Source organism: Azohydromonas lata (assembly GCF_034427735.1).
In the GTDB taxonomy this organism is placed as follows: Bacteria; Pseudomonadota; Gammaproteobacteria; order Burkholderiales; family Burkholderiaceae_C; genus Azohydromonas; species Azohydromonas lata.
On the sequence record NZ_JAXOJX010000011.1, the window covers coordinates 99,869 to 121,131 of the forward strand.

Annotated in this window: 26 protein-coding genes and 4 pseudogenes; 13 read left to right on the forward strand and 17 right to left on the reverse strand. The window is 68.5% G+C overall.

All coding sequences use genetic code 11. The features are described from left to right. Window positions 1–19 precede the first annotated feature (19 nt). Entirely contained in the window at window positions 20–289 is a 270-nt protein-coding gene (locus tag SM757_RS09300) for a helix-turn-helix domain-containing protein (protein ID WP_066342355.1), read from the forward strand. After that, window positions 286–1,482 carry a type II toxin-antitoxin system HipA family toxin gene (locus tag SM757_RS09305; protein WP_322465209.1) on the forward strand — a complete coding sequence of 399 codons (1,197 nt, stop codon included), beginning with the start codon at window positions 286–288 and terminating at the stop codon, window positions 1,480–1,482. Before SM757_RS09300 ends, SM757_RS09305 begins: the two co-directional genes overlap by 4 nt. A 62-nt stretch (window positions 1,483–1,544) precedes the next feature. On the opposite strand, the gene SM757_RS09310 is transcribed toward SM757_RS09305, so the two are convergent. From SM757_RS09310 to SM757_RS09320, 3 genes are all read right to left on the reverse strand, one after another. Beyond that, complete coding sequence (locus SM757_RS09310; RefSeq protein ID WP_322465210.1) at window positions 1,545–1,955, reverse strand: hypothetical protein; 411 nt, start codon at window positions 1,953–1,955, stop codon at window positions 1,545–1,547. A gap of 67 nt (window positions 1,956–2,022) precedes the next feature. Next, window positions 2,023–2,838 (reverse strand): universal stress protein, encoded by an 816-nt coding sequence (locus SM757_RS09315; protein WP_322465211.1) that lies wholly within the window; start codon window positions 2,836–2,838, stop codon window positions 2,023–2,025. Next, complete coding sequence (locus SM757_RS09320; protein WP_322465212.1) at window positions 2,839–3,201, reverse strand: Hsp20/alpha crystallin family protein; 363 nt, start codon at window positions 3,199–3,201, stop codon at window positions 2,839–2,841. A gap of 428 nt (window positions 3,202–3,629) precedes the next feature. Between SM757_RS09320 and groEL the strand changes: the two are divergent. The 3 genes and pseudogenes from groEL to SM757_RS09335 form a co-directional block, all read left to right on the forward strand. Continuing rightward, window positions 3,630–3,887, forward strand: a pseudogene (gene groEL / locus SM757_RS09325) (chaperonin GroEL); the annotation flags it as partial. Between the two features lie 337 nt (window positions 3,888–4,224). Continuing rightward, complete coding sequence (locus SM757_RS09330; protein ID WP_322465213.1) at window positions 4,225–4,878, forward strand: BON domain-containing protein; 654 nt, start codon at window positions 4,225–4,227, stop codon at window positions 4,876–4,878. A 78-nt stretch (window positions 4,879–4,956) separates the two neighbouring features. After that, a complete protein-coding gene (locus SM757_RS09335) occupies window positions 4,957–5,256 on the forward strand; it encodes a sugar phosphate nucleotidyltransferase (protein ID WP_322465214.1) in 300 nt (99 codons plus the stop codon). Here the strand turns inward: SM757_RS09335 and SM757_RS09340 are convergent. Beyond that, window positions 5,199–5,539: pseudogene (locus SM757_RS09340) on the reverse strand (cholesterol oxidase); the annotation flags it as partial. The gene SM757_RS09335 and the pseudogene SM757_RS09340 overlap by 58 nt on opposite strands. Window positions 5,540–5,679: 140 nt before the next feature. Between SM757_RS09340 and SM757_RS09345 the strand changes: the two are divergent. Then, window positions 5,680–6,180 (forward strand): universal stress protein, encoded by a 501-nt coding sequence (locus tag SM757_RS09345; protein ID WP_322465215.1) that lies wholly within the window; start codon window positions 5,680–5,682, stop codon window positions 6,178–6,180. A 29-nt stretch (window positions 6,181–6,209) separates the two neighbouring features. Further along, window positions 6,210–6,878, forward strand: a complete 669-nt coding sequence (locus SM757_RS09350; RefSeq protein WP_322465216.1) for a BON domain-containing protein — start codon at window positions 6,210–6,212, stop codon at window positions 6,876–6,878. 67 nt (window positions 6,879–6,945) lie between these two features. On the opposite strand, the gene SM757_RS09355 is transcribed toward SM757_RS09350, so the two are convergent. Then, window positions 6,946–7,026 carry a DUF882 domain-containing protein gene (locus SM757_RS09355; protein WP_322465231.1) on the reverse strand — a complete coding sequence of 27 codons (81 nt, stop codon included), beginning with the start codon at window positions 7,024–7,026 and terminating at the stop codon, window positions 6,946–6,948. A gap of 37 nt (window positions 7,027–7,063) precedes the next feature. Beyond that, window positions 7,064–8,632, reverse strand: coding sequence for a L,D-transpeptidase family protein (locus SM757_RS09360; protein WP_322465217.1), 1,569 nt, complete (start codon window positions 8,630–8,632; stop codon window positions 7,064–7,066). 133 nt (window positions 8,633–8,765) lie between these two features. Between SM757_RS09360 and SM757_RS09365 the strand changes: the two genes are divergently transcribed. After that, entirely contained in the window at window positions 8,766–9,290 is a 525-nt protein-coding gene (locus SM757_RS09365) for a Rossmann-fold NAD(P)-binding domain-containing protein (RefSeq protein WP_322465218.1), read from the forward strand. Window positions 9,291–9,435: 145 nt separating this feature from the next. Further along, the gene (locus SM757_RS09370) at window positions 9,436–10,233 is read left to right on the forward strand and encodes a Crp/Fnr family transcriptional regulator (RefSeq protein WP_322465219.1); all 798 of its coding nucleotides are present in this window, start codon (window positions 9,436–9,438) and stop codon (window positions 10,231–10,233) included. 35 nt (window positions 10,234–10,268) lie between these two features. On the opposite strand, the gene SM757_RS09375 is transcribed toward SM757_RS09370, so the two are convergent. From SM757_RS09375 to SM757_RS09400, 6 genes and pseudogenes are all read right to left on the reverse strand, one after another. Beyond that, window positions 10,269–10,931, reverse strand: coding sequence for an ATP-binding protein (locus tag SM757_RS09375; protein ID WP_407655748.1), 663 nt, complete (start codon window positions 10,929–10,931; stop codon window positions 10,269–10,271). Then, a complete protein-coding gene (locus tag SM757_RS09380; protein ID WP_322465233.1) occupies window positions 10,877–11,389 on the reverse strand; it encodes a sensor histidine kinase in 513 nt (170 codons plus the stop codon). Before SM757_RS09380 ends, SM757_RS09375 begins: the two co-directional genes overlap by 55 nt. Before the next feature lie 145 nt (window positions 11,390–11,534). Then, window positions 11,535–11,795: pseudogene (locus SM757_RS09385) on the reverse strand (PAS domain S-box protein); the annotation flags it as partial. Then, the gene (locus SM757_RS09390) at window positions 11,796–11,981 is read right to left on the reverse strand and encodes a winged helix-turn-helix domain-containing protein (RefSeq protein ID WP_322465220.1); all 186 of its coding nucleotides are present in this window, start codon (window positions 11,979–11,981) and stop codon (window positions 11,796–11,798) included. It lies immediately after the preceding pseudogene. Window positions 11,982–12,247: 266 nt separating this feature from the next. Beyond that, a pseudogene (locus SM757_RS09395) lies at window positions 12,248–12,745 on the reverse strand (response regulator); the annotation flags it as partial. 319 nt (window positions 12,746–13,064) lie between these two features. Then, window positions 13,065–13,481 (reverse strand): universal stress protein, encoded by a 417-nt coding sequence (locus SM757_RS09400; protein WP_322465234.1) that lies wholly within the window; start codon window positions 13,479–13,481, stop codon window positions 13,065–13,067. Window positions 13,482–13,661: 180 nt separating this feature from the next. Between SM757_RS09400 and SM757_RS09405 the strand changes: the two genes are divergently transcribed. Next, window positions 13,662–13,826 (forward strand): hypothetical protein, encoded by a 165-nt coding sequence (locus SM757_RS09405; RefSeq protein ID WP_322465221.1) that lies wholly within the window; start codon window positions 13,662–13,664, stop codon window positions 13,824–13,826. Between the two features lie 27 nt (window positions 13,827–13,853). On the opposite strand, the gene SM757_RS09410 is transcribed toward SM757_RS09405, so the two are convergent. From SM757_RS09410 to SM757_RS09430, 5 genes are all read right to left on the reverse strand, one after another. After that, the gene (locus SM757_RS09410; protein ID WP_322465222.1) at window positions 13,854–16,379 is read right to left on the reverse strand and encodes a cation-translocating P-type ATPase; all 2,526 of its coding nucleotides are present in this window, start codon (window positions 16,377–16,379) and stop codon (window positions 13,854–13,856) included. 84 nt (window positions 16,380–16,463) lie between these two features. Continuing rightward, window positions 16,464–16,628, reverse strand: coding sequence for a rubredoxin (locus SM757_RS09415; RefSeq protein WP_066343170.1), 165 nt, complete (start codon window positions 16,626–16,628; stop codon window positions 16,464–16,466). 42 nt (window positions 16,629–16,670) lie between these two features. Then, the gene (locus tag SM757_RS09420) at window positions 16,671–17,405 is read right to left on the reverse strand and encodes a cytochrome b/b6 domain-containing protein (protein ID WP_322465223.1); all 735 of its coding nucleotides are present in this window, start codon (window positions 17,403–17,405) and stop codon (window positions 16,671–16,673) included. 16 nt (window positions 17,406–17,421) lie between these two features. Then, window positions 17,422–17,961: a diheme cytochrome c gene (locus SM757_RS09425; protein ID WP_322465224.1), complete on the reverse strand. Its 540-nt coding sequence runs from the start codon at window positions 17,959–17,961 to the stop codon at window positions 17,422–17,424. A gap of 32 nt (window positions 17,962–17,993) precedes the next feature. Further along, window positions 17,994–18,416 carry a DUF1924 domain-containing protein gene (locus SM757_RS09430; protein ID WP_066343166.1) on the reverse strand — a complete coding sequence of 141 codons (423 nt, stop codon included), beginning with the start codon at window positions 18,414–18,416 and terminating at the stop codon, window positions 17,994–17,996. Window positions 18,417–18,593: 177 nt separating this feature from the next. Here SM757_RS09430 and SM757_RS09435 point away from each other — a divergent pair, with 177 nt between their 5' ends. The 3 genes from SM757_RS09435 to SM757_RS09445 are packed head-to-tail and all read left to right on the forward strand — an operon-like array spanning window position 18,594 to window position 21,047. Continuing rightward, window positions 18,594–18,935 (forward strand): PepSY domain-containing protein, encoded by a 342-nt coding sequence (locus tag SM757_RS09435; RefSeq protein ID WP_238456014.1) that lies wholly within the window; start codon window positions 18,594–18,596, stop codon window positions 18,933–18,935. 28 nt (window positions 18,936–18,963) lie between these two features. Continuing rightward, the gene (locus tag SM757_RS09440; protein ID WP_322465225.1) at window positions 18,964–19,626 is read left to right on the forward strand and encodes a response regulator transcription factor; all 663 of its coding nucleotides are present in this window, start codon (window positions 18,964–18,966) and stop codon (window positions 19,624–19,626) included. Continuing rightward, on the forward strand, window positions 19,626–21,047 hold the full coding sequence (locus SM757_RS09445) for a sensor histidine kinase (RefSeq protein ID WP_322465226.1): 1,422 nt from the start codon (window positions 19,626–19,628) through the stop codon (window positions 21,045–21,047). The genes SM757_RS09440 and SM757_RS09445 overlap by 1 nt, the downstream gene beginning before the upstream one ends. Window positions 21,048–21,263: the final 216 nt, after the last annotated feature.

A 21,263-nucleotide genomic window follows, 5' to 3' on the forward strand; every position in this document is an offset into this window, starting at 1 on the left:
AGAGTATGATTTTTCATACATGTCGTCCACTGCCCGTTCCGAGCCGGACCCGCTGCTGCACAGCTTGAGCCAGTCGCTGCGCGAGGCCCGCATTCATCGCGGCCTGAGCCAGCAGCAACTCGCCGAGATGGCAGGCGTGACGCGGCTGCGCGTCATCGACATCGAACGCGGCTCAGCCAGTGTGGCCATCGGCGCGTACGCCCGGGTCGCCCGCAGCCTGGGCCTTCAGCTCGCCTTGGAGGCCTACCGGCGTCCGGTGTTCGAGGAGCTCAAGGAGACGTTCCGGTGACGGTGCGCCAACTGCAGGTCCATGCGCCCCAAGGCTGGTGCGCCAGCCTCAGCCACGATGCCTCGGGCTACTGGCTGAGCACGCCCGGCACGCAGCCGACAACCGAGGTGTGCCTGTCGATGCCGCACCGCGCCCGGCCCTACGAATCGCGCGAACTGCCCCCGATCTTCCAGATGAACCTGCCCGAGGGCCGGGTGCTCGAAGCGATCCGCTACCGGCTGGCCAAGACCACCGCCGTGGACCCGATGCTGCTGCTGTCGCTCACCGGCGCGAAAGCGCCCATTGGACGGCTGCGCTGCTTGCTCGACAACGACAGCGCCAAGGACGGCGTCACGGAGCCGGGCGAGAGCCTGGCGCAGATCCTGGCCTGGGACGGTGCGCAGGATCTGTTCGACGAGCTCTTCGACAAGTACGTTATGAGCTCCGGCATCTCCGGCGTGCAGCCCAAGGTGCTGGTGCCCGAGGCCACGCTCAAGGGCGGCAAGGTCACGACGCTGACCAACAACCTCATCGTCAAGAGCGGCCAGGACGAGTTCCCGCACCTGGCGGTCAACGAGTTCGTCTGCATGTCCATCGCCCGCGAGGCCGGGCTGCGCACGCCTGAGTTCTTCCTCTCGGACAACCGGCAGCTGTTCGTCATGCGCCGCTTCGACCGCACAGCCGACGGCGCGCCGCTGGGCTTCGAGGATTTCGCGGTCCTCACCGGGCGCACGCCGCTGCAGAAGTACGAAGGCTCCTACGAGATGGTGGCCAAGGCGGTGCGGCTCTACGCCGACGCGGCGCACCTGCGGCGCTCGCTGCGCGAGCTCTTCAGCAGCGTGGCGCTGTCGTGCATGCTCGGCAACGGCGACGCGCACCTCAAGAACTTCGGGCTGACCTACACCTGGCCGGGCAGCGGCGACGTGCAGCTCAGCCCCGCCTTCGACATCGTCAATACCACGCTGTACCTGCCCGGTGACACGCTGGCCCTGAAGCTCGCGGGCGGAAAGTCGATTTTTGCCGCGCGGCTGGGCCTGGTGGATCTGGCGCGCGCCTGTGAGGTGAGCGACCCGACCGCCGTGATCGACACCCTCATCGAGGCCGCGCATGCGGTGGTCTTCACGCACCACGATCTGCTCAAGGAGGCGCCGGGCCTGGAGGAGGCGCTCATGCATGGCGTCCACCAGTTCGAGCAGGGTTTTCCACGCGGCTGAAAGAGCGCGCGTGCCAGGGCATGCGCGCCGCGCCATGCCTGGCCTGCAAGGGTTGGGCCGCCCTATCCGCCTTGGCGCCGCCGCGTGTACCGCGCTGCACCGGCCCCCACGCCAAGACCACACCGTGCGAGCACGGCGCTGCCGGGCTCAGGAACAGGCGCCGCCAGCGACAGCGCATGCAGCGCCGGCTTGGCAAACGTGAAGCCTTGCGCTTGCACCTCCACGCGGAAGATTCCACTGCCCTGCTCGGCCGTGGCGTTTTCGTACCTGAACACCAACCTCTGGGACAAGCTGGCCTGTAGGGGCGAGCTGGAATTCAGGCGCAATGCGTTGTCGTAGCGCGTCTGCGCAAATGGCGTATAGGAATAGTTGACCGCGATGAGCGCGGGACCCTGCTCGTCCAGCAGGCTGGGCCCGGTCACGGTGCGCTCCACGTCCAGGCGCAAATGCCCTATGAAATCGAGATGGTCCACGCATAGCGGCGCAATACGGCCTCGGTGAATCTCTGCTCGCTCATGCCGACCACCCGTTGCAGCGGCGTCAATGCGCCATCAGCACGGGCAGCGTCATGGACGTCAGCACCGTGCGCGTGGCGCCGCCCAGCAGCAATTCACGCGCTCGGGTGTGGCCGTAGCAGCCCATCACCAGCAGGTCCGCGTTCAGGTCGGCCGCGCGCGAAAGCACGTCCTCCCCCACCCGGACTTCAGCCGCCCGCTCACGTGAACAGGTCGCTTCAATGCCGTGGCGCAGCAGGAATAGCCGTATCTCCTCAGGATCGCAGTCCCAGCCCGCCACGTGAACCGTCGCGCCCGGCTGCAACAGGGGCAGCACGGCGGACAGCGCGCGGGTCGCCTCGCGAGTGGGCTTCCAGGCAATCAGCACCCGATGGCCTACGTCGTCGAAGTCGCCTGCCCAAGGCACGACCAGCACGGGTTTGCCGCTGTCCACGACAACCGACGGCACGAAGTCCGGCGGCACACCGGCGCCTGCAGGATCGCTGCCGTCGTACTGGCCCAGCACCACCAGGTCGTGATGAAAGCATTCGTGCACGAAGCCGGGATACAGGGCGTGCAGCGGACTCAGCTCGGCCCAGCGCACGTGCGTCCCATCACCTTGCGCGGCATCGACCAGTGCGCGCGCCAGATCGCGGCGCTGGAAGTCGGTCTCCAGCATGCCCGGCATGAAAACGCCGTTGTCTGCAAACGGCGTCGTTTCCTCCAGCACCGTCGGCATGACGGCATACAGTGCCTGTACCGCCGCGTCCAGACGCTGCGCCAGCGTTTGGGCCAGCTCCAGCCGCATGCGGCTGCGCGGCAGTGCATCGACGTGCACCAGGATGGAAGCCACGGAATTCATTCACTTTCTCCTTGCCGCGCCGGCCTCATCAATCTCGCTGGGCAGCGTGAAGCTGCGCGAGATGCTGCCCCGGTAGGTCTCGCGCATGAGCACGCGGGCCTTGTCTTTCGGGTCCTTTTCCTCGGTGTGCCTGCGGATTTCGGCATGGATGCCGACGCGGTTACCGTCCACTTCGACCCGAATGTCCTCCTTCTTCACGTCGGGCAGCTCGGCGCACACGGCGTAGCTCTTGTCCTTTTCCTCGACGTCCAGGCGGATGTCGCCCATGCCCATGATCTCGGCGCCTTGGGCCAATGAGGGCAGCAGGCGGCGGAACTCGGAGAACAGGTCGTCGAAACGCGACAGCGGGGTCAGAGCAGTCATTGGGAACTCCTTTCCATGGGCCACTTTCTAGGATGCAAATGCAACCGTGGCCTGCGGATCAACTCACGTCACTGCGCGCCGCGGCAGACAGGACACTTCCAATCTAGGCCGGCCGGTGTGGCATGGCTTGCGGAAAATCAACTCCGTACGCAGGGGTGCGGCGTGGCGTGTGATGCTGTTGGTGCGCCAGGACAAGACCGATGAATGTGGTCGCTGTCCTCTCGGGTCGCAAGACATCCGCCGCATTTGCGAAATCTCAATGAGCGCCCCGGCCGAGGCACGAGCATGACGCGAATCGCCGCCGAGCGCCGCTGAGTCATGTCCGCCGTACAGACGCCGCCTTGCTGGCGTTGCAGGCACACAGATGACGCTGTAGGCGCGCAACACCCTGGAGCCGGCCTGCAGCTCGCTTCATTGGAGGTTCAAGCATGGCTGTCAAGCAACTGCTCTTTCGCGACGAGGCACGTGAAAAGATCCGTCGCGGCGCCGTTGCCCTGGCCGATGCGGTGAAGGTGACCCTTGGCCCGCGCGGACGCACCGTCATCCTGGACCGGGCGTTTGGCGCACCGCAGATCGTCAACTCCGGCGTGGTGGTGGCCAGGGCCATCGAGTTGCCGGACCGCTTCGAGAACATGGGCGCACAGCTGTTGCGCGAGGTGGCCGCGCGCACCAGCGAGACGGCCGGGACGCCCTGCCCATCGTCGATGTGCAGCATGACTTCCTGCCTGGTAGCGCACTGGCCGCACCCCTGGGCAACCGGGTGCTTGCGCCGTTGAACCGCGGCCTGTGCGTGTTCAAGCGGCCTGGCCACCGACGACTGCGTGCGGCGCACGACGCCGGATGCGCTGCCGCTGGGTCTGATGTGGTGGTACTGCGAGACACGATAGCCGCGGTGGACGTGCAGCCCGGCGACGGCGCCAAGGCGCTGGACGCCATGTGTCGAGCCGGTGCCGAGGTGCGCGACAGCGCAGCAGCACTGCTCTGAGCCGGCGCGGCCGCAGGTTGCGCTTCAAGGAGAAACCTATGAAGACGGATGCTGAACTGAAGAAGGACGTCGAGGTCGAGCTGGACTGGGATCCCGCGGTGAACGCCACGGCGTTGGGGGTGGCGGTCAAGGACGGTGTGGTCTCGATCTCGGGGCACCTGTTGACCTATCCCGAGAAGTGGGCCATCCAGAAAGCATTGCAGCGTGTGGCCGGCGTCAAGGCCGTGGCGCTGGAGCTTGACGTGCGCCTGTCGCCGGATCACAGGCGCAGCGACACGGACATCGCCCAGGCCGCCGAGGCCACGGTGGAGCAGTTGTCCTCCGTTCCCGCCAATGCCGTGCGGGTGATGGTGGACAAGGGCTGGGTGACGCTCCAGGGCGAGCTGGAATGGGACTACCAGCGCCGGCTGGTGGAGAAGTCCGTCAGCCACCTCAGGGGCGTGGTTGGTGTCTCGAACGACATCGCGCTCAGGCATCGCCCCCAACCGCCCGACTTGGCCGAGCGCATCCGCAAGGCCCTGGTGCGGCGGGCGGAACGCGAGGCGCGCCACATCGAAATCAAGACCAGCGGCAACGGCAGCGTGACGCTCACCGGCGTCGTGCACTCCTGGGCTGAGCGCAGCGCGGCCGAGGGTACCGTCCGGTCGGCAGCGGGGGTGCACTGGGTCACCAATCAACTCAAGGTCGAATGATGGAGACCCATGAGCTGTGCGGGGCACACGTGAGCGGGGGCGCCTCGGAAACCGCGGCCAGGTATTGCAGGGGATGACATGGCTGCACGGCGCATCGCGGCGTTTGTCCTAGCGGGGGGTGAAGGCACCCGCCTTCGCCCGTTCACGCTGGCGCTGCCCAAGCCGGCTCTGCCGCTGGCAGGATGTTGGCGAATCATCGATCTTGTGCTGAGCAATTTGTACAACTCGGAGATCCGCCAAATCTTCGTGCTACCTCAGTACAAGCCGGATGTCCTGGTTTCGCACCTGCAGCGGCGGTGGAACGTCGCCAGCCGTCATGCGTTGACGCCCAGGTTGGCACCGAGCATGGAGCCGTCGCAGATGTACATGTTCCGGTAGTTGAAGACGCGGTTCCTGCGGTCACCGAGGACACTGGAACGCCGCCGGCGGCCTGCGCGGCCCTGACGGCGAACGCATTGGCCTCCGGAATGAAGGTCGGGAGGCTGCGCCCGTGCGTGACCAGCCGCTTCGAGAACGGCCAGAACCACCGCCGCACCCAGCACATCGTGAGGTGGCCTTCGAGTGTCTGCATGCACAACAGGATCATGCGCTCCCAGGCAAAGCCGAAAGGAGACAGCACGCGCAGCGTGCGCACCGGCTGTGTTGCCAGCAGCCGGGCCAGGGTGACCATCCCAAGCGAGGTTCCCTGGCTCCGCTTTCGGATCGGCGTCCGCGAGGCAGGCGTCGTGTCGTCCTGCCATCGTGGGCGGATCGACCCCGGAATTGAGAATTCGCAACCCGCGCCGCGCGGGTCTCGTCACCATGCACCTCATCCGCCGCTGGACGGCTCCCACGAGGAGAATTGCGATGTACTCCAGGATCCTCGTTCCCCTGGATGGCAGTGATACCGCCGCGTCGGGTTTGCGTGAGGCGCTGGCCCTGGCGCGCGATCTGCACGCGACGCTGGTGCTGCTGCATGTGGTCAACGAGTTCCCGATGCTGGTGGAAATGGCCTCCGTGAGCAGCATCGCCGACATCCACGAAGGCCTCATCAAGCGCGGCAATGAGTTGCTGGCCAAGGCCAGCCGCGACGCCACGGCGGCCGGCGTGCCGTGCGAAACCCTGTTGCACGAGATGGCTTCCGGCCGTGTTGGCGATGTGATCGCCGAGCAGGCTCGGGTACGCGACTGCCGGCTCATCGTGATGGGCACGCACGGCCGCCGCGGCGTCAGTCGCCTGGTCATGGGCAGCGATGCCGAGATCACCGTGCGCTGTGCGCCGGTGCCGGTGTTGCTGGTGAGACAGCAGGACACATCTGCCTGAGACACGATCCTGTCGTCAAGGAGAAGCCCATGAAGACCGATGCCGAGCTGAAACAGGACGTGCAGGACGAGCTGGAATGGGATCCGGCCGTGGATGCCACCACCATCGGCGTGGCAGTGGGACACGGCGTGGTCACGCTCTCGGGCCACCTGCAGACCTATGCGCAGAAATGGGCGGTGCAGAAGGCGCTGCGGCGCGTGGCCGGGGTCAAGGCTTATGCGCTGGAGCTGGACGTGCTTCTGGCGCCCAACCACCGGCGCAGTGACACCGAGATCGCCCAATTCGCGCAGGCGGCATTGCAGCAACTCGCCGTGCTGCCCGCCGCCGCCGTGCGGCTGATGGTGGACAAGGGCTGGATCACGCTGCAGGGTGAGGTGGACTGGGAGTTTCAGCGCCGCCTGGTGGAGAAGACCATCAGCCACCTCACGGGCGTCGTGGGCGTGTCCAACGACATCACGCTCAAGCATCACTCCATGCCGCCAGATCTGAACGACCGCATTCGGCGTGCGCTGGTGCGACAAGCCGAGCGCGAAGCGCTTCACATCAAAGTGCAGGCCCATCCCAGCGGCACCGTGACGCTACGGGGAACAGTGCACTCCTGGCACGAACGCTGCGCGGCGGAAGGCACGGTTCGCGCAGCGCCGGGAGTGCGCTGGGTGGTGAACCGGATTCAGATCGAAGAGGGGGCCGGGGACTGAAGTGAAACCGCCGGCGGGCGCTGCTTGCCCGTCGGCGGTCCTTGCGTCACGCGCGCGAGCGGCCAGCCTACCAGGGGCGCACACGGCCCGTGTCCGTGTGCACGAACTGCTCGTGCGGGTAGAAGCCTACGCCGCCAGCGCGCCGCAATGGCGCAGAAAGAAAACGCGTCGCGCTTGATCAGCGTTCATCGGGCAGGCTCCGGCAAGGGTGGGACCGGGCGGTTGTGCAACGCGGCGTCCAGCACGCGGTCGTGACCGTAGAGGTCTTCGAAGAAGTACGCCTGGCCGCCCTTGACCAGGGCCGTGCCGTAGGCGATGAGCACGGGCAACGGTCGCTGCAGCCGCAGCGTGCTGGACTCGCCCCGGGCCATGGCCTCGCGGATGCGGGCGGCGTCCCAGCCCGGTTGGCCCTCCAGCACGAATGCTGCCAGCTCGGCCGGCTGCTCCACGCGGATGCAGCCGTGGCTGAAGTCGCGCCGCTCGCGCGCGAACAGCGCCGTCGCCGGCGTGTGGTGCAGGTAGATGTTCTCGGCGTTGGGAAACACGAACTTGATGTCGCCCAGCGCGTTGCGCGGCCCCGGCCGCTGGCGGATGCGCAGCGCGCCGGCGAGCACGGCATTCAGCCGCGCCGTCGTGAGCGTGGACTCCACGCTGCCGTCGGCGGCAACGAACTCGAAGCCCTCGCGTGCCCAGTACGCCGGATCGCGCCGCAGCCGCGGCACCAGCTCGCCGCGCGCGATCGAGGGCGGCACGTTCCAGTAGGGGCTGAACTCGATGGCACGCATGTCTTGGTCCAATAGCGGCGTGCGCGTATCCAGCGCCTTGCCGATGATGACCTTCATTTCCAGCCGCAGCTCGATGCGGCCCGCGCGCACTTCGTAGGCGCGCAGCACGAACTCCGGCAGGTTGACCACCACCATGCGCGACGCGCGCAACAGCGGCGTCCATCGCAACCGTTCCAGCGTCAGAGCAATCTGGCGTGCCCGCGCTGCTGGCGGCACTTCCAGTGCCGCCCGGCTGTCGCGGCCCAGCAAGCCGTCGGCATGCAGCCCGTGGCGGCGCTGGAAAGACCGCACCGCTTCCACCAGCACGCCCTCGTAGCGCGGAGGCACCGGCCCACTTGGCAAGTCGCCCAGTGCCTGCAGGCGCTGCGCCAGCAGCGGCAGGCCGACCCAGGCATGGCCCGGCTCCAGTGCTGCCGAGCCCCGGCTGCGCGGGCGCGTCGGCAACGGTGGCAGTGGCTGCGCCCATGCCGGGTGGGCTTCCAGACGGCGGTAGCGCTCCAGCGCGGTGCGCAGTTGCTGGTACTGGGGCAGCGGTGGCACGGCGGCATTGACTGCATCCTGCAGTCGGTGCTGCGCCAATGCCGCCGCCAGTACCGCGGCGGGGTCGAACGCATCAGGCGCCGGGTGCTTCCAGCCCGGGTACAGCGCAGCGGGGTCGACGCGCCCCCCGTGCAGCTCGCGCAGGTAGCGCTGCAGGGCGGTGTCCAGCGCTTGCTGGAACTGCTCGCCAGCCTGTGTGTCGGCGTCGGCGGCCTGCTCCAGCCGCTGCAGCGCGCCGAGCAGTGCTTCGGTGCCATAGTCGCGCGGCTCCAGGCCGTGGCTACCGGCGGCCTCCAGCAGTTGCAGCGCCTCGTGAGCCTCAAGCGCCGGCCGGCCTTCCTGGACCCAGGGTCCGGCCCAGCACGCACTGCACAGCAGCAGCAGTGCCATGCCGCTGCGGCGCCGGATGCGTTGCAAGAATCGGCTCATGTGTGAATTGTGGCCGCCAGCAATTTCATGGTTCGGACAGCCGCTGACACAATTGACTGCGCCCGAGTTTTGCCTGTTCCAGGTACCTGAGCTGCACGGATGGGGCGCCGGAACACTGGCGCCCGTTTTGTCGATGCATTCACCCTTCGTCCCGCCCCTGCTCACGCAGGACGCCTCTCCCACACATCATGGCGAAGCCCTGCTGCGCCTGGCCCACACGCTGCGCACCATGATGCAGGCTGGTTCCGTGCCGCAGCTGCTGGACAGCAAGCACCTGGGCCTTTTGTGCCAGGGCCGGCACAGCCCTTCCCAGGGTGTGGTGGCGGACGCCGCGCGTGGGCTCGGGGCACGCGTGGCCTGGGTACCGCCCATGGGGTTGGAGGTGGGCAGTGGCCCACAGGCCCACGAAGCCACACGGCTGCTGGGACGGTTCTATGACGCGCTGGATTGCGAGGGTTTGCCGGCCGAGTGGGTCCACAGCCTGCGCCGCGACAGCGGCATACCTGTGTACGAGGGGCTGGGCCGCCGCGACCATCCGCTGGCGCAACTGCTGCCCCACCTGGACAGGGACCAGGCACAGGGGCCTGGCGCGCCCGCCCATGACGAGGACGGTCATCGCCTCCTGCTGCAGGCCATGCTGGTGCATACGTTGCTGTGAACCGCTGCGGCGGTATGCACGGCCATCGTCACGGCCCGTTCACCGTTGGTTCACCCGGCGTTACCGAGAGACGCATGCCATTGGCGGGCGGTTGCCTTTGCGGCGCGATGCTGCGTACACCTGCCACCCCACACAGGTGTCCACGATGATGCTCCACGCAGCTACCCCGTCCAACGCGCTTGCCGCAGGCACGGCGCCCCTGCGCCCCACTTTCCTGGCTCGCCGGTCCGCGGCCGACCCCGCCGCTGCCACGCAAGCGCTGATCGCAGACACGCTGCAGCGTTTGCGCGAGTCGGGCCTGCCACTGCATCGCCGGCTGGTGCATGCCGGCGACACCGTGTACCGCTGCGGCGAAGCCTTCAAGGCGCTGCATGTGCTGCACTCCGGCTTCTTCAAAATGGTCACCATCACGGCCGATGGCCGCGAGCAGGTGGTGGGGCTGCACTTCAAGGGCGACTGGCTGGGCTTCGATGGCATCGCCAGCGGTGCCTACACCTGCGACGCCGTGGCGCTGGACGTGGGCGAAGTCTGGTCCGTGTACTACGAGGCGCTGCTGACACTGTCGGCGAACAAGCCGGGCGTCACCGGCATGCTGCACGCCGCCATGAGCCGCCAGATGGCGCGCGAGCGCGAATCGATCCTGTCGCTGTGCACGCTGTCGGCCGACGCTCGCGTGGCCGACTTCCTGCGCCAATGGGTCGAGGCGCTGGACAGGCGTGGCCTGCGCACCGACCGCATCACGCTGTGCCTGACTCGCGCCGAGATCGGCAACTTCCTGGGCATGACGCTGGAGAGCGTGAGCCGCGCGCTGTCCAGGCTCGTGCGCGAGGGCGTGATCAACTTCGCCGAGAAAGGCCGTCGCCACGTGCGGATCGCGGACTCGCAGGCACTGGGCGCGTACATCGCACGCAGCCTGACGCCTGAGCCGGCTGCGCTGCAGTAACGCCTTTCGCCAGGCGCTTGCACCAAAGCCCATGTTCAGCGCCGCTGCAGCGCCTGCGCCGCCGCCTGCGCAAGCTGCTCGCGACTGCAAGGTTTTTGCAGCAGCCGCCAGGCATGGCGATGGGCATCTTGCGCCGTCCCAGGCTGATTGAAGTAGCCCGTCATCAGCACCACGGCCAGCCCTGGCCAGCGCGACACGGTGCGGCGGACCAATTCGGTCCCGCGCATGCCGGCGCGCAGCACCACGTCGCTCACCAGCAGCTCGAAGGCGGCCGGCGGGGTCAACAGCAGGGCCTGCTCGGCGCTTGAACAGGCCGTGACCTCGCAGCCGAACGACAGCAGGAAGTTGCGCATCACCTCGCGCACCTCAGCGTCGTCCTCCACCAGCAGCGCCTTCAGTCCAGCCGGCAGTGCGGCTGCGCACTGCACGGTCTCGGTCACCGCAGCCGCCGTGGCCACAGGCACGCATGGGATGTACAGCGTCACCGTCGTGCCTTCGCCGGGCGCGGAGTCCAGCGTCACCAGGCCTTGCGACTGGGCCACGAAACCGTACACCGTGCTCAGCCCCAGACCCGTGCCGCGGCCCGCGGGCTTGGTGGTGAAGAAGGGCTCGAAGGCGCGCTCGCGCACCGACTCCGGCATGCCTACGCCGCTGTCGCTGACGGCGATGGCGACATAGCCCGCCTCAGCTGCCGGCAACCCGCTCTCGCGCGCCGCTCCAGGCGGCAGCGTGTCGCAGGCGCGGCAACTGAAGCGCAGTTGCCCGCCCGCGGGCATGGCGTCGCGGGCATTGAGGCGATGTTGAGCAGCGCGGACTCGAGCTGGCCCGGGTCGGCGAGCAGGGGTGGGGTCGACTGGATATCGACGGCGATCTCGATGCTCTGTCCCAGCGTGCGCCGCAGCATCTCCGCCAGCGAGGCCACAAGCTGCGCGGCATCGACCTCGCGAGGCTGCAGTACCTGGCGGCGCAAAAACGCCAGCAGCTGGGTCGTCAGGTCCGCACCACGGCGGCAGCCCCGCAACGCCGCCTCCATCAACTGCTGGCCGTAACTGTCCGCGACCAGCAAAGGCAGATCCTGCAACACCTGCAGATTGCCCTGGATGACCGTGAGCAGGTTGTTGAAGTCGTGCGCAATGCCGCCGGTGAGCTGGCCCACGCTCTCCAGCCGCTGCGCGTGCTACAGCGCCTCTTCGCCATGTGCGCGCTGCAAGCTGCTGGCCAGCAGGTTGGCCAGCGACTGCAGGTAATGAAGCTCGTCGCCGCCAAAGCGGCTGCTGCGCGTAGCCGGCGCGGTAGCCAGCGTGGCGGGACCGGGCAGCCTCTGGCACCAATGCGTCCACGTTCAGACCGCGCAGCTCCTGCACCGTGTAGCCCAGCAGCTGCGCCGCGGCCGGATTGGCCAGGACGATGTCGCCGTCGGTACTCACCAGCAACAGCGCGTCCGGCGAGGCGGTGAACATGGAGCGGTACACCATGCCTTCGTCGACCCCTTCGGCCGACGCACCCGATGTTTGTGCAAGGTGGAGCGCCATGGATTGCGAGGCACCGGGGATGCAGTGCATTCAGCGCAGTTCGATCTTGGGCACAAAGAGGTAGCCCGCGCCACGCACCGACTTGATGATGCGAGGCTCATCGGCCGAGTCTTCGAGCTTGCGGCGCAGACGGCCGACCTGCACGTCGATCGTGCGGTCGAAAGGCGCGGCTTCACGCCGGTGCGTGGCCTGCAGCAATGAGTCGCGTGACAGCACGTGCCCGGGGTGCTGAACGAACACCGCCAGCAATCGAACTCGCCGGTGGTCAACGTCACTTCGCGCCCGTCAGGGGCAAGCAGCCGGCGGGCGGCGGTGTCCAGCTTCCAATCCTGAAAGCGGTAACGTGAGCGCGACGCAGACGGCGCCAAAGCCTGCGCAGTCACCGGCGGGTCGTCCGTGGGCGCCACACGCCGCAGCACCGCCTTCACCCGCGCCAGCAGCTCGCGCAAATCAAAAGGCTTGGTGACGTAGTCGTCAGCGCCAATCTCTAGGCCCACCACCTTGTCCACCGAGTCACGACGCCCGGTAACGATGACCAGCCCGCAGTGCCAGTGCTCACGCAGCCGCCGTGCGATGGCAAATCCATCCTCACCCGGCAGCCCCAAGTCCAACAGCACAAGTTGCGGTGCATCAGCCGCCATGAGCGCCATCAGCGCGGCACCATCATGCAATTGGCTCACTCGAAAACCATGGGGCTGCAGGTAGTTCGCCAGCAGCTGCGTAATGTCGGGATCGTCGTCCACGACGGTTATATGCACCGCGCTCACAGCCCTGCTCCGTGGACGCTGCGGCCCGCAGCCCAAGCGGGATTCCCGCCGGAACACGCCTTCGCTACGCCACTGAACATTGTGTACAGCACTTGTCCGTTCAACATTCACCCCCTCCCTTTCCCGTACCTCACGGCTTGCAGTTGGCGGTCGCTGTTTGATGGGTGTGCGGTCACGGTATCGGTCACCTGCTGTGGCGCACCCTCGGCACACAAATTCTTCCTGTCACGACAGGTCCGCTTGCAAGCATTCAAGTGTGCGAAACAAGTCCAGCCAAATCCCGGAAAAATATAGACAAGGTGCTTATGGCGTAAGTGCAGGCTAATGCCTGCAACCGTTGATTACGCAGCCCGATCACTTTTCCGTTCGCTGGCGAAAAGGATACGGCTCCCTTGAGAAATATCAGCCTGGGCTTCACGCGGACGAAGCAGCAGCCCGGCGCATCGACCTGCCCCGCGCCGGGGGGCCTATGGCCAGGATCCGTCCAGTCCCATGGGGGCTGCTCTTGTGGGGCTCTCCCAGGCTACTTCTTTCAGCGGATGATGAGCACCGGCAGCCTTGTCGAGGCCAACACCTGCTGCACGACCGAGCCCAGCACGGCACCGCCCACGGCACCACGTCCCTGGCTGCCCATGACCGCCACATCAAACTTGCCCGTGTTGGCCAGCCGGGCGATCTCCCGGGCCGGTGGGCAGATCTTGTGCACAAAGGTGGGCTGGATGCCATGGCGCTTGAGAAAGCTGCGCACCGGACGCAGCACGCGCTCGGCGTCACTGGCGTAGTAATCCTCGACGCTGGCCGGATCGGCCAATGCTGCTGCGCGGTGTGGCAACGGCGGCACGGCGTGAAACACCGTCCACGCCACGTCCTTGCCGCACCAGCGCTCGTGCGACACCAGATGGGCCAGCATGCGCTTGGTGCAATCGCTGTCGTCCACGGCCACCAGCATCCTCACGTCGAAGTCTCCTTGCCCGCCAAATGTCGCGTTCCTACGGCGCCTGCCCGCGCGGCAGCGGCCAGCACCGCTGCCCGCATGATCGTTCATCGCCGGTTCAGGTGGTGTGGAACACCATGCGACGGCCGGTGCATCAAGGCGCTGTTGCCAGCCTACCGGCAGGAGGCTCGCCACATGGACACGAATATCAGGAATTTCATCGGCTCGCTCACGCGCGTGCTGCTGCCCATCGTCTTTGCCGTCGCAACGACCGCCTTCATATCCATTCCCATGGCACTCGGCCATGTCCCCGGTGACGCGACGGTTGCTTGTGTACCCGCTGACGGCCATGTGAGCTGAAGCACTGCGCCAACGACTCCAATGCGGTCACCCGCGCTGGGCCAGCGCGAGCACGCCATGGCGCTCCGGGCCCAGCCAGCGCCGCGCCAGCTCGAAAGGAACGGCCATCGAGAATCCTGCGGCCACGCAGCCCAGCCACAACGCTGGCGGCAGCGCGGCAAAGCCGAACAGCAACGCCACGGCGGGCACGCCGGTGGCGACGAACAGCGCCGCGATCGTGGCGGCGACGACAAGACGGCTCACGCCGCTCAAGCCTGTGAACAGCCGAGCCCAGCGGCGGCCACCGGTGCGGCTGGGCAGGATCAGTGCGGCATTGGCTGCCACCAGCGCCGTGAACGCCGCCGCAGGTGCCAGCTGCGCCAGCTTGGCGCTGGTCTGCAGCCACGCGTACAGGCCCATGACCAGGGCCGTGGCAAGCAGCCCCTGCAGCAGCGACTGCAGCACCGAGCCCAGCGGCAGCAGCGACTCGGCTCGCCGGCGAGGCGGCTGGCCCATCAAATCGTCGCCGCCCTGTTCCGCCTCGAACACCAGCGAGCACGCCGGGTCGATCACCAGCTCCAGGAAGGCAATGTGCATGGGCGCCAGCACCACGGGCAAGCCCAGCATCACCGGCAACAGCGCCAGGCCGACGATGGGCACGTGCACGGCCACGGTGTAGGTCAGCGCCCGGCGCAGGTTGACGAAGGTGCGCCGGCCGCGGTGGATGGCCGTGACGATGGAGGCGAAGTCATCGTGCAGCAGCACGAGCGATGCCGCCTCGCGGGCCACGTCCGTGCCGCGCTGGCCCATCGCGATGCCGATGTGGGCCGCTTTAAGCGCCGGAGCGTCGTTGACGCCGTCGCCGGTCATGGCCACCACGTCGCCGCGCGCCTTGAGCGCCTCGACCAATGCCAGCTTCTGCCGCGGCCGCATGCGCGCGAACACGCTGGCCTCGCCTGCCACGCGCACCAGATCCTTGCCGCTGAGCGCCTCCAGCTCCTCGCCGGTGATGACTCGGCTGGCGTCCAGACCGGCCTGGCCGGCGATGGCTTGCGCAGTGCGGGGATGATCACCCGTGATCATCAGCACCCGGATGCCGGCTCGATGGCAGGTCGCCACGGCCTGCGGCACTTCTGGGCGCAGCGGATCGGCCAGTGCCACCAATCCCAGCCACGTGAAGTCGAAGTCATGCTGCACCGCCGGCCAATCACGGTGCGCCGGGTGGCGCGCCTTGGCCACGGCCAGCACACGCAGGCCCTGGTCGGCCAGCTCGGCTGCCTCGGCCCGCACGGCCTCCAGCGCAGCGGCATCCAGGTGGCACAGCTCGGCGATGGCTTCCGGCGCTCCCTTGGCCGCAACCGTGTCGTCACTGCGACCTCGCTCGCGCCACAGGTGGCTCATCGCCAGCAGCTCCGGCGCCAACTCGTACTCGCGTGCCAGCGCCCATGACGGATGCAGGTGCTCGGTGCCCGCGAGCTGCGCCGCTGCCAGGCGGTGGAAAGCCTGCTCCATCGGGTCGTGCGGCTCGATCTCGCTGGCCAGCACGGCGTACTCCAGCAGCTCGTGGAAGATTTCCGGCAGCGCGGCGTCGCGCATCCCGCGCACGTCAAACGCCTGCCCGTTCACCGACAGCGCGGCCATGGCCATGCGGTTGAGGGTAAGCGTGCCGGTCTTGTCCACGGCCAGCACGGTGGTCTGGCCCAGGGTCTCGATGGCATTGAGCCGCCGGGTGAGCACCTGCTGCGCGGCCAGGCGCCGTGCGGCCAGGGCCAGGAACACGATCATGATGACCGGGAACTCCTGGGGCAGCACACCCATGGCCAGCGTGATGCCGGCCAGCAGCGCCTGCAGGGCGTCGCCACGCAGCAGCCAGAACAGCGCCACCAGCAACGCGCACAGCGCCAGGCCCACGGCCAGCAGCCTGCGCGTGAGCCGGGCCACCTCCTCGCGCAACGGTGAGGCCTGCAGACCGATGTCCTGCAGCGAGGCGCCGATGCGGCCGAGCTCGGTGTGGCTGCCGGTGGCCTCGACGCGCATCCCGCCCTGGCCACTGACCACCAGTGTGCCGGCGAACACCCGTTCGCCTGCCGCCCGCTTGGGCACGGGCTCGGACTCTCCGGTGAGCAGCGACTCGTCGGCCGCCAGCTCATGCACCTGCAGCAGCACGCCGTCGGCCGGAATGCGGTCGCCTTCGGCCAGCAGCAGCACGTCACCCTTCACCACCTCGCGCCCGGGAATGCGCACCGCCTTGCCGCCGCGCAGGGCCAGCGCCCGCGGGCTGGAGAGGTCGCGCAGCGCGTCCAGCGCCCGGTCGGTACGGCGCTCCTGCAGCACCGTCACGGCCATGATGATGACGACGAAGCCCAGCAGCACCACCGCCTCACGCATGTCGCCCATGACCGCGTAGATGCCGCCGGCCCCCAGCAGCAGCAGGAACATCGGCTCGCGCACGACTTCGCCCACGATGCCCGCCAGCCCGCGGCGCTGCGTGGCGCCAAGCTCGTTGGGGCCGTCCCGGCGCAGCCGTTCGGCGGCTTCAGCGAGCGCAAGGCCCGTGGGCAGTTCGTTGGGCATGTCTGCGTGGGCCCCGCCGGGCCCTGGGTAGGTGCAACGCCGCAGCATAGGCACGAGCGCCCCTTGCCGGGCCATTGCCCAACGTCAGCGGTCCATCGGCACGAAGTCCTGCTTGCCGACGTTGCACTCGGGACAGCGCCAGCTCGCGGGCACTTGCGCCCATGGCGTTCCGGCGGGAATGCCGTGCTCCGGCAGGCCGGCAGCCTCGTCGTAGACCAGGCCGCAGGCGGGGCAGACGTAGACCTTCATGCTGACTCCTTGACAACAACGGCTTGCAGGGCCGGGAAAAAATCAGTCGCCGCCGTCGTGCGACTGTCCCGAGAACACGGAGGCCGAGGGCAACAGCCCGTTGGGCAAGGCCTGCCACTGCCAGGCGCCAAAGGCCAGCACTGCCAGCAGCAGCAGGGCGGCCAGCCAGCGCCGGTCCTTGCGCACCAGGTCCGGCCCCGAGCCCGCAACACGGCCGGTGAGCATGGGCAGCGCCTGGTTGCGCCGGCGCACCAGGCTCAGCACGGCGAGCAGCGCCAAGTGACCCATCACGAGGGCCAGGAAGGCGTTGGCGAAGAGCTCGTGCAGGTCCTCCAGCCATTCGCCGCCCCAGTCGCTGTAGGTCGCGTGGCCGCTCAAGGTCAGCGGCACGACCAACAGCAGCATGGCGGCCAGCGCGCCGGCCAGCAGGAGGTTCTGGCCCTGGCCCCAGTTGACACGCGCGCCCGTGCCACCGCGCAGGACGTCGCGCAGCCATGCCGGCGCGCCGGCGACCCGGCGCCACAGCAGTGACAGCCGGGCATGGCGCGGGCCGACCAGGCCATACGCCAGGCGAAAGCCCAGCAGGCCGGCCATCGTGTAGCCCAGCGTCACGTGCAGCGCGCGCCAGTGCTCGGACTCCGCGGTGAGCCAGCCGAGCGCAAAGCTCAGGGCGAAGAGCCAGTGGAACATGCGCGTCGGTGCGTCCGTGACGCGCCGGCCAGGGGGTGCCGGGCGGGCCGTCACGCCCGCAGCGGCCAGTGAATCGGTGTGTGCCATGAGTGCTCCCAAGAAGTCAGTCGTCCCAGGCGCTTCGGTAGCGCAGGTCAAGGCCGGCCGGAAAGCGCAGACCGCGCTCGCTGAAATTGCCGCGCTCGGCGCCGCTGTGGCAGGCCACGCAGTTGGCGGCGCTCCTGACGCTGGCGTGGCTCCAGACGGCAGCGTCGATGCCGCGGTGCTCGCGCTTGAACCACGCCGACTGGGTGATGCGGTCCTGCGGCGGGGCCTCGCTCCTCACGCGCTTGTAGGTGCCCGCGTTGGCCTGCAGCCATGTGGCGAGCTGCTTGACGGTGGCCTCGTCCAGTGACGCGTCGGTGCCGAAATGCTGGTCCAGCCCTGTCATGAGGCGCTGCCATGATGCAGCCGGCAACAGCCCAGGCGGATAGGCGGTGTGGCAGGAGCCGCACTCCTGCGTGTAGGCCTTGGGCACGCTCGCCGGCATGAGCGGCTTCTCGCCGGCCCAGGCGGGCAGCGCGGCCGACAGGGACAGCAGGCCGGCCGCGGCCCAGCCCGTCAGCGGCCACGGGCCGCGCGGTGGATGAAACTCTGTACGCATGAAGCTGCTCCAGGCGGTGGGGGGTAAGGGACTCAGCGCTTGAGGCTGACGAGGTAGGCCAGCACATCGGCCTTCTCCGCAGCGGAGCACTCGCGCTGCGCTACGTCCTTGCAGTTGCGGCGCAGCCACTTGTCCACCCGTGCGGTGTCGGTGAAGGCTTGCGGGTTGAAGGCCGGCGCCAGCGGCTCTATGGCCTTGCCGGTGGCGGCATGCTTGCCGGATCCCGTCGGCGGGCTGCCGTGGCAGGACGCGCAAGACCATTCGCCGCCATGGCGGCTGGTGAAGAAGACGCGTCCGCGCTCGGCCTGGCCCGCAGCGCCGGCCTGGGCGCTGAAGCGTTCGAGCTGCTGCCCCGGCGTGGTGTCGCCAGCCCATGTGCTGGCAGCCACCATGGCCAGCGCCGCCGCCAGCGGCACGGCGCGCAAGTGCTTGATCCAGATCAGCGGCACGTTCATCGCGGGCTCCTCATGGGGTTGGGATGGCAGGTGTTGGAGGCATTCTTGGAAAGCCCGCGTGAAGCAAAGCTGAATCGGTCGTTCATCCGCCGTTCAGGAAAGACACCCCAGACTGGTCGCATGACGTGCCCTCGCCCTTCCCACCCGACAGCGATCCGGCGCCGCAGGCGCGGCGCCTTGGCCCGCATCGCTGGAGCCGGGCTGCTGCTGGCTGGGGCGGCGTGGCTGGCCGTGGTGCAGGCAGCCCATGCCGATGACGGCGACCACGAGCGCGCCCGTGCCGCCGTTCAGGCAGGCGAGGTGCTGCCCCTGTCCGAGTTGCTGAGCCGGCTGCAGCCGTCCTGGCCGGGGCAGGTGCTGGAACTGGAGCTGGAGCGCGAGGACGGCCGCTGGGTCTACGAAGTCAAGTTGCTGCAGCCGGGCGGCCAGGTCGTGAAGCTTGACGTCGATGCCCGCACCGCTGCCGTGCTGAAGCAGCGGCGCAAGGGCGAGCGCAAAAGCGAAAACCCGTCGCGCTGAGCTTCGCCATGAACCTGGGCCAACACGAATGAGAATCTTGCTGGTGGAGGACGAGTCCACGTTGCGTGCCCAGCTGCGCGCCGGGCTGCAGGAAGCGGGCTACGCCGTGGACGAAGCCGACAACGGCCGCGACGCCCAGCACCTGGGTGAGACCGAAGCTTTTGACGCCGTCGTGCTCGACCTCGGTCTGCCCGTGCTTGACGGCCTGACGGTGCTGCAGCGCTGGCGCGCGGGCGGCCGGACCATGCCCGTGCTCATCCTCACCGCGCGCGACAGCTGGCACGAGAAGGTCGCCGGCATCGACGCCGGTGCCGACGACTACCTGGCCAAGCCTTTCCACATGGAGGAGCTGCTGGCCCGCATGCGCGCCCTCATCCGCCGCGCGCAGGGACTGGCCTCCCCGCTGCTGCAATGCGGCGCGCTGGCGCTGGACACGCGCAGCGGCCGCGTCACCGTCGCCGGCCAGCCGGTGAACCTGACCTCTCATGAGTACCGGCTGCTGGCCTACCTGATGCACCGCCCGGGCCAGGTGGTGTCGCGCACCGAGCTCACCGAGCACCTGTACGCGCAGGACTTCGACCGCGACTCCAACACCATCGAGGTCTTCATCGGCCGGCTGCGCCGCAAGCTGCCGCCCACGGCCATCGAGACCGTGCGCGGCCTGGGCTACCGGCTCATGGCCGCGGCGTGATGCGGCGCTCCGCATGGCTGCGTTCGCTGCGCTGGCGGCTGCTGGCGGCCACCTTCGTGGCGGTGGCGGTGGCGGTGGTGATGGCGGGATGGGTGCTGTCCGGGCTGTTCAGCGAGCATGTCACGCGGCAGTTCACCGTGGCGCTGACGGCCGAACTCGACCAGGTCACGGCCCGCTTCGAGCTGGACGCACAGGGACGGCCGAGCCTGGATCCCGCCGTCCTGAGCGACCCACGCTGGACTCGGCCTTACTCCGGGCTGTACTGGCAGGTGGACCAGATAGGCGGCGCCGCGCCGCGACGCGGCGTGCTGCGTTCCCGCTCGCTGTGGGACGCCGAGCTGCAGGCTCCGGCCGACCAGCTGGCTGACGGCGGGGTGCACGTGCACGAGGTCGCCGGTCCGGGAGGCGCAACGCTGCTGCTGGTCGAGCGCACGGTGCGCATCGCGGCCGGTGGCACGGGCGCGTGGCGGCTGCTGGTCGCGGCGGACCGTCATGAAACCTCGCAAGCCATCGAGCGCTTCAACGGCATGCTGGCCTTGTCGCTGACGGCGCTGCTGGGGCTGCTGCTGCTGGCCGCAACGGCCCAGGTCGCCGTAGGCCTGGCGCCCTTGAAGGCACTGCAGCAGGCCTTGGCGGCCGTGCGAGAGGGCCGCGAACAACGACTCCACGGGCGCTTTCCGCTGGAAGTACAGCCGCTGGTGGACGACTTCAACAGCGTGCTGGAGCGCAATGCCGAGGTTGTGGCGCGGGCCCGCACGCAAGCCGGCAACCTGGCGCACGCCATCAAGACGCCACTGGCGGCGATGGCGCAGGCCGCGGGCTCGGCTCGGCAACACCCGGATGAGCTGGTCGCCCTGCCGCGGCTGGTGGCAGAGCAGGTCGAGGTCGCACGGCGCCATGTGCACTGGCACCTGGCCAGATCGCGTGCTGCCGCCGCGCAGGGCGTGCCGGGCATGCGCGCCGAAGTGGCGCCCATCGTGGCCGGGCTGGTGCGTGTGATGTCGCGCGTGCACGGCGAGCGCGGCTTGCGCTTGGAAACCGAGGCCGTGCCGCCCGGGCTGGCCTTTGCCGGCGAAACGCAGGATCTGCAGGAGATGCTGGGCAACCTGCTGGACAACGCCTGCAAGTGGGCCCGCAGCACGGTCCGCATGTCGGCCACGGCGGCGCAAGCCGCCGGCGCGCCGCGGCTGCGGGTAGTCATCGAGGACGACGGGCCCGGCATTGCCGAGAACCAGCAGGCGCAGGCCCTGGTACGCGGCAGCCGCCTGGACGAGACCACCCCGGGCAGTGGCCTGGGTCTGGCGATCGTGCACGAGCTTTGCGGCCTCTACGGCGGGGAGCTGTCGCTTTCCCGTGGCGAGTTGGGCGGGCTCAAGGCGGCGCTGCTGCTGCCCATGGCGGCATCTATGGAAGTCCAGTGATTCCGGACGCCACGATCGCTTGTCTGGCACAGCGCCTATAAAACCCGGCGTACAGCGCCCTGCGTTGCATCGTGCGTGACACGGCTCGGTTCATGACGCCTTGCCTGCCATGAAACTGCCACGCGGCGAGCGGACGCCACCGCGGGCCCTGGCCGGACCCGCGCCGACGCCCGCGCGGCATCAGCCCTTGGCCACGAGCGCCGCCGAGCGCTTGGC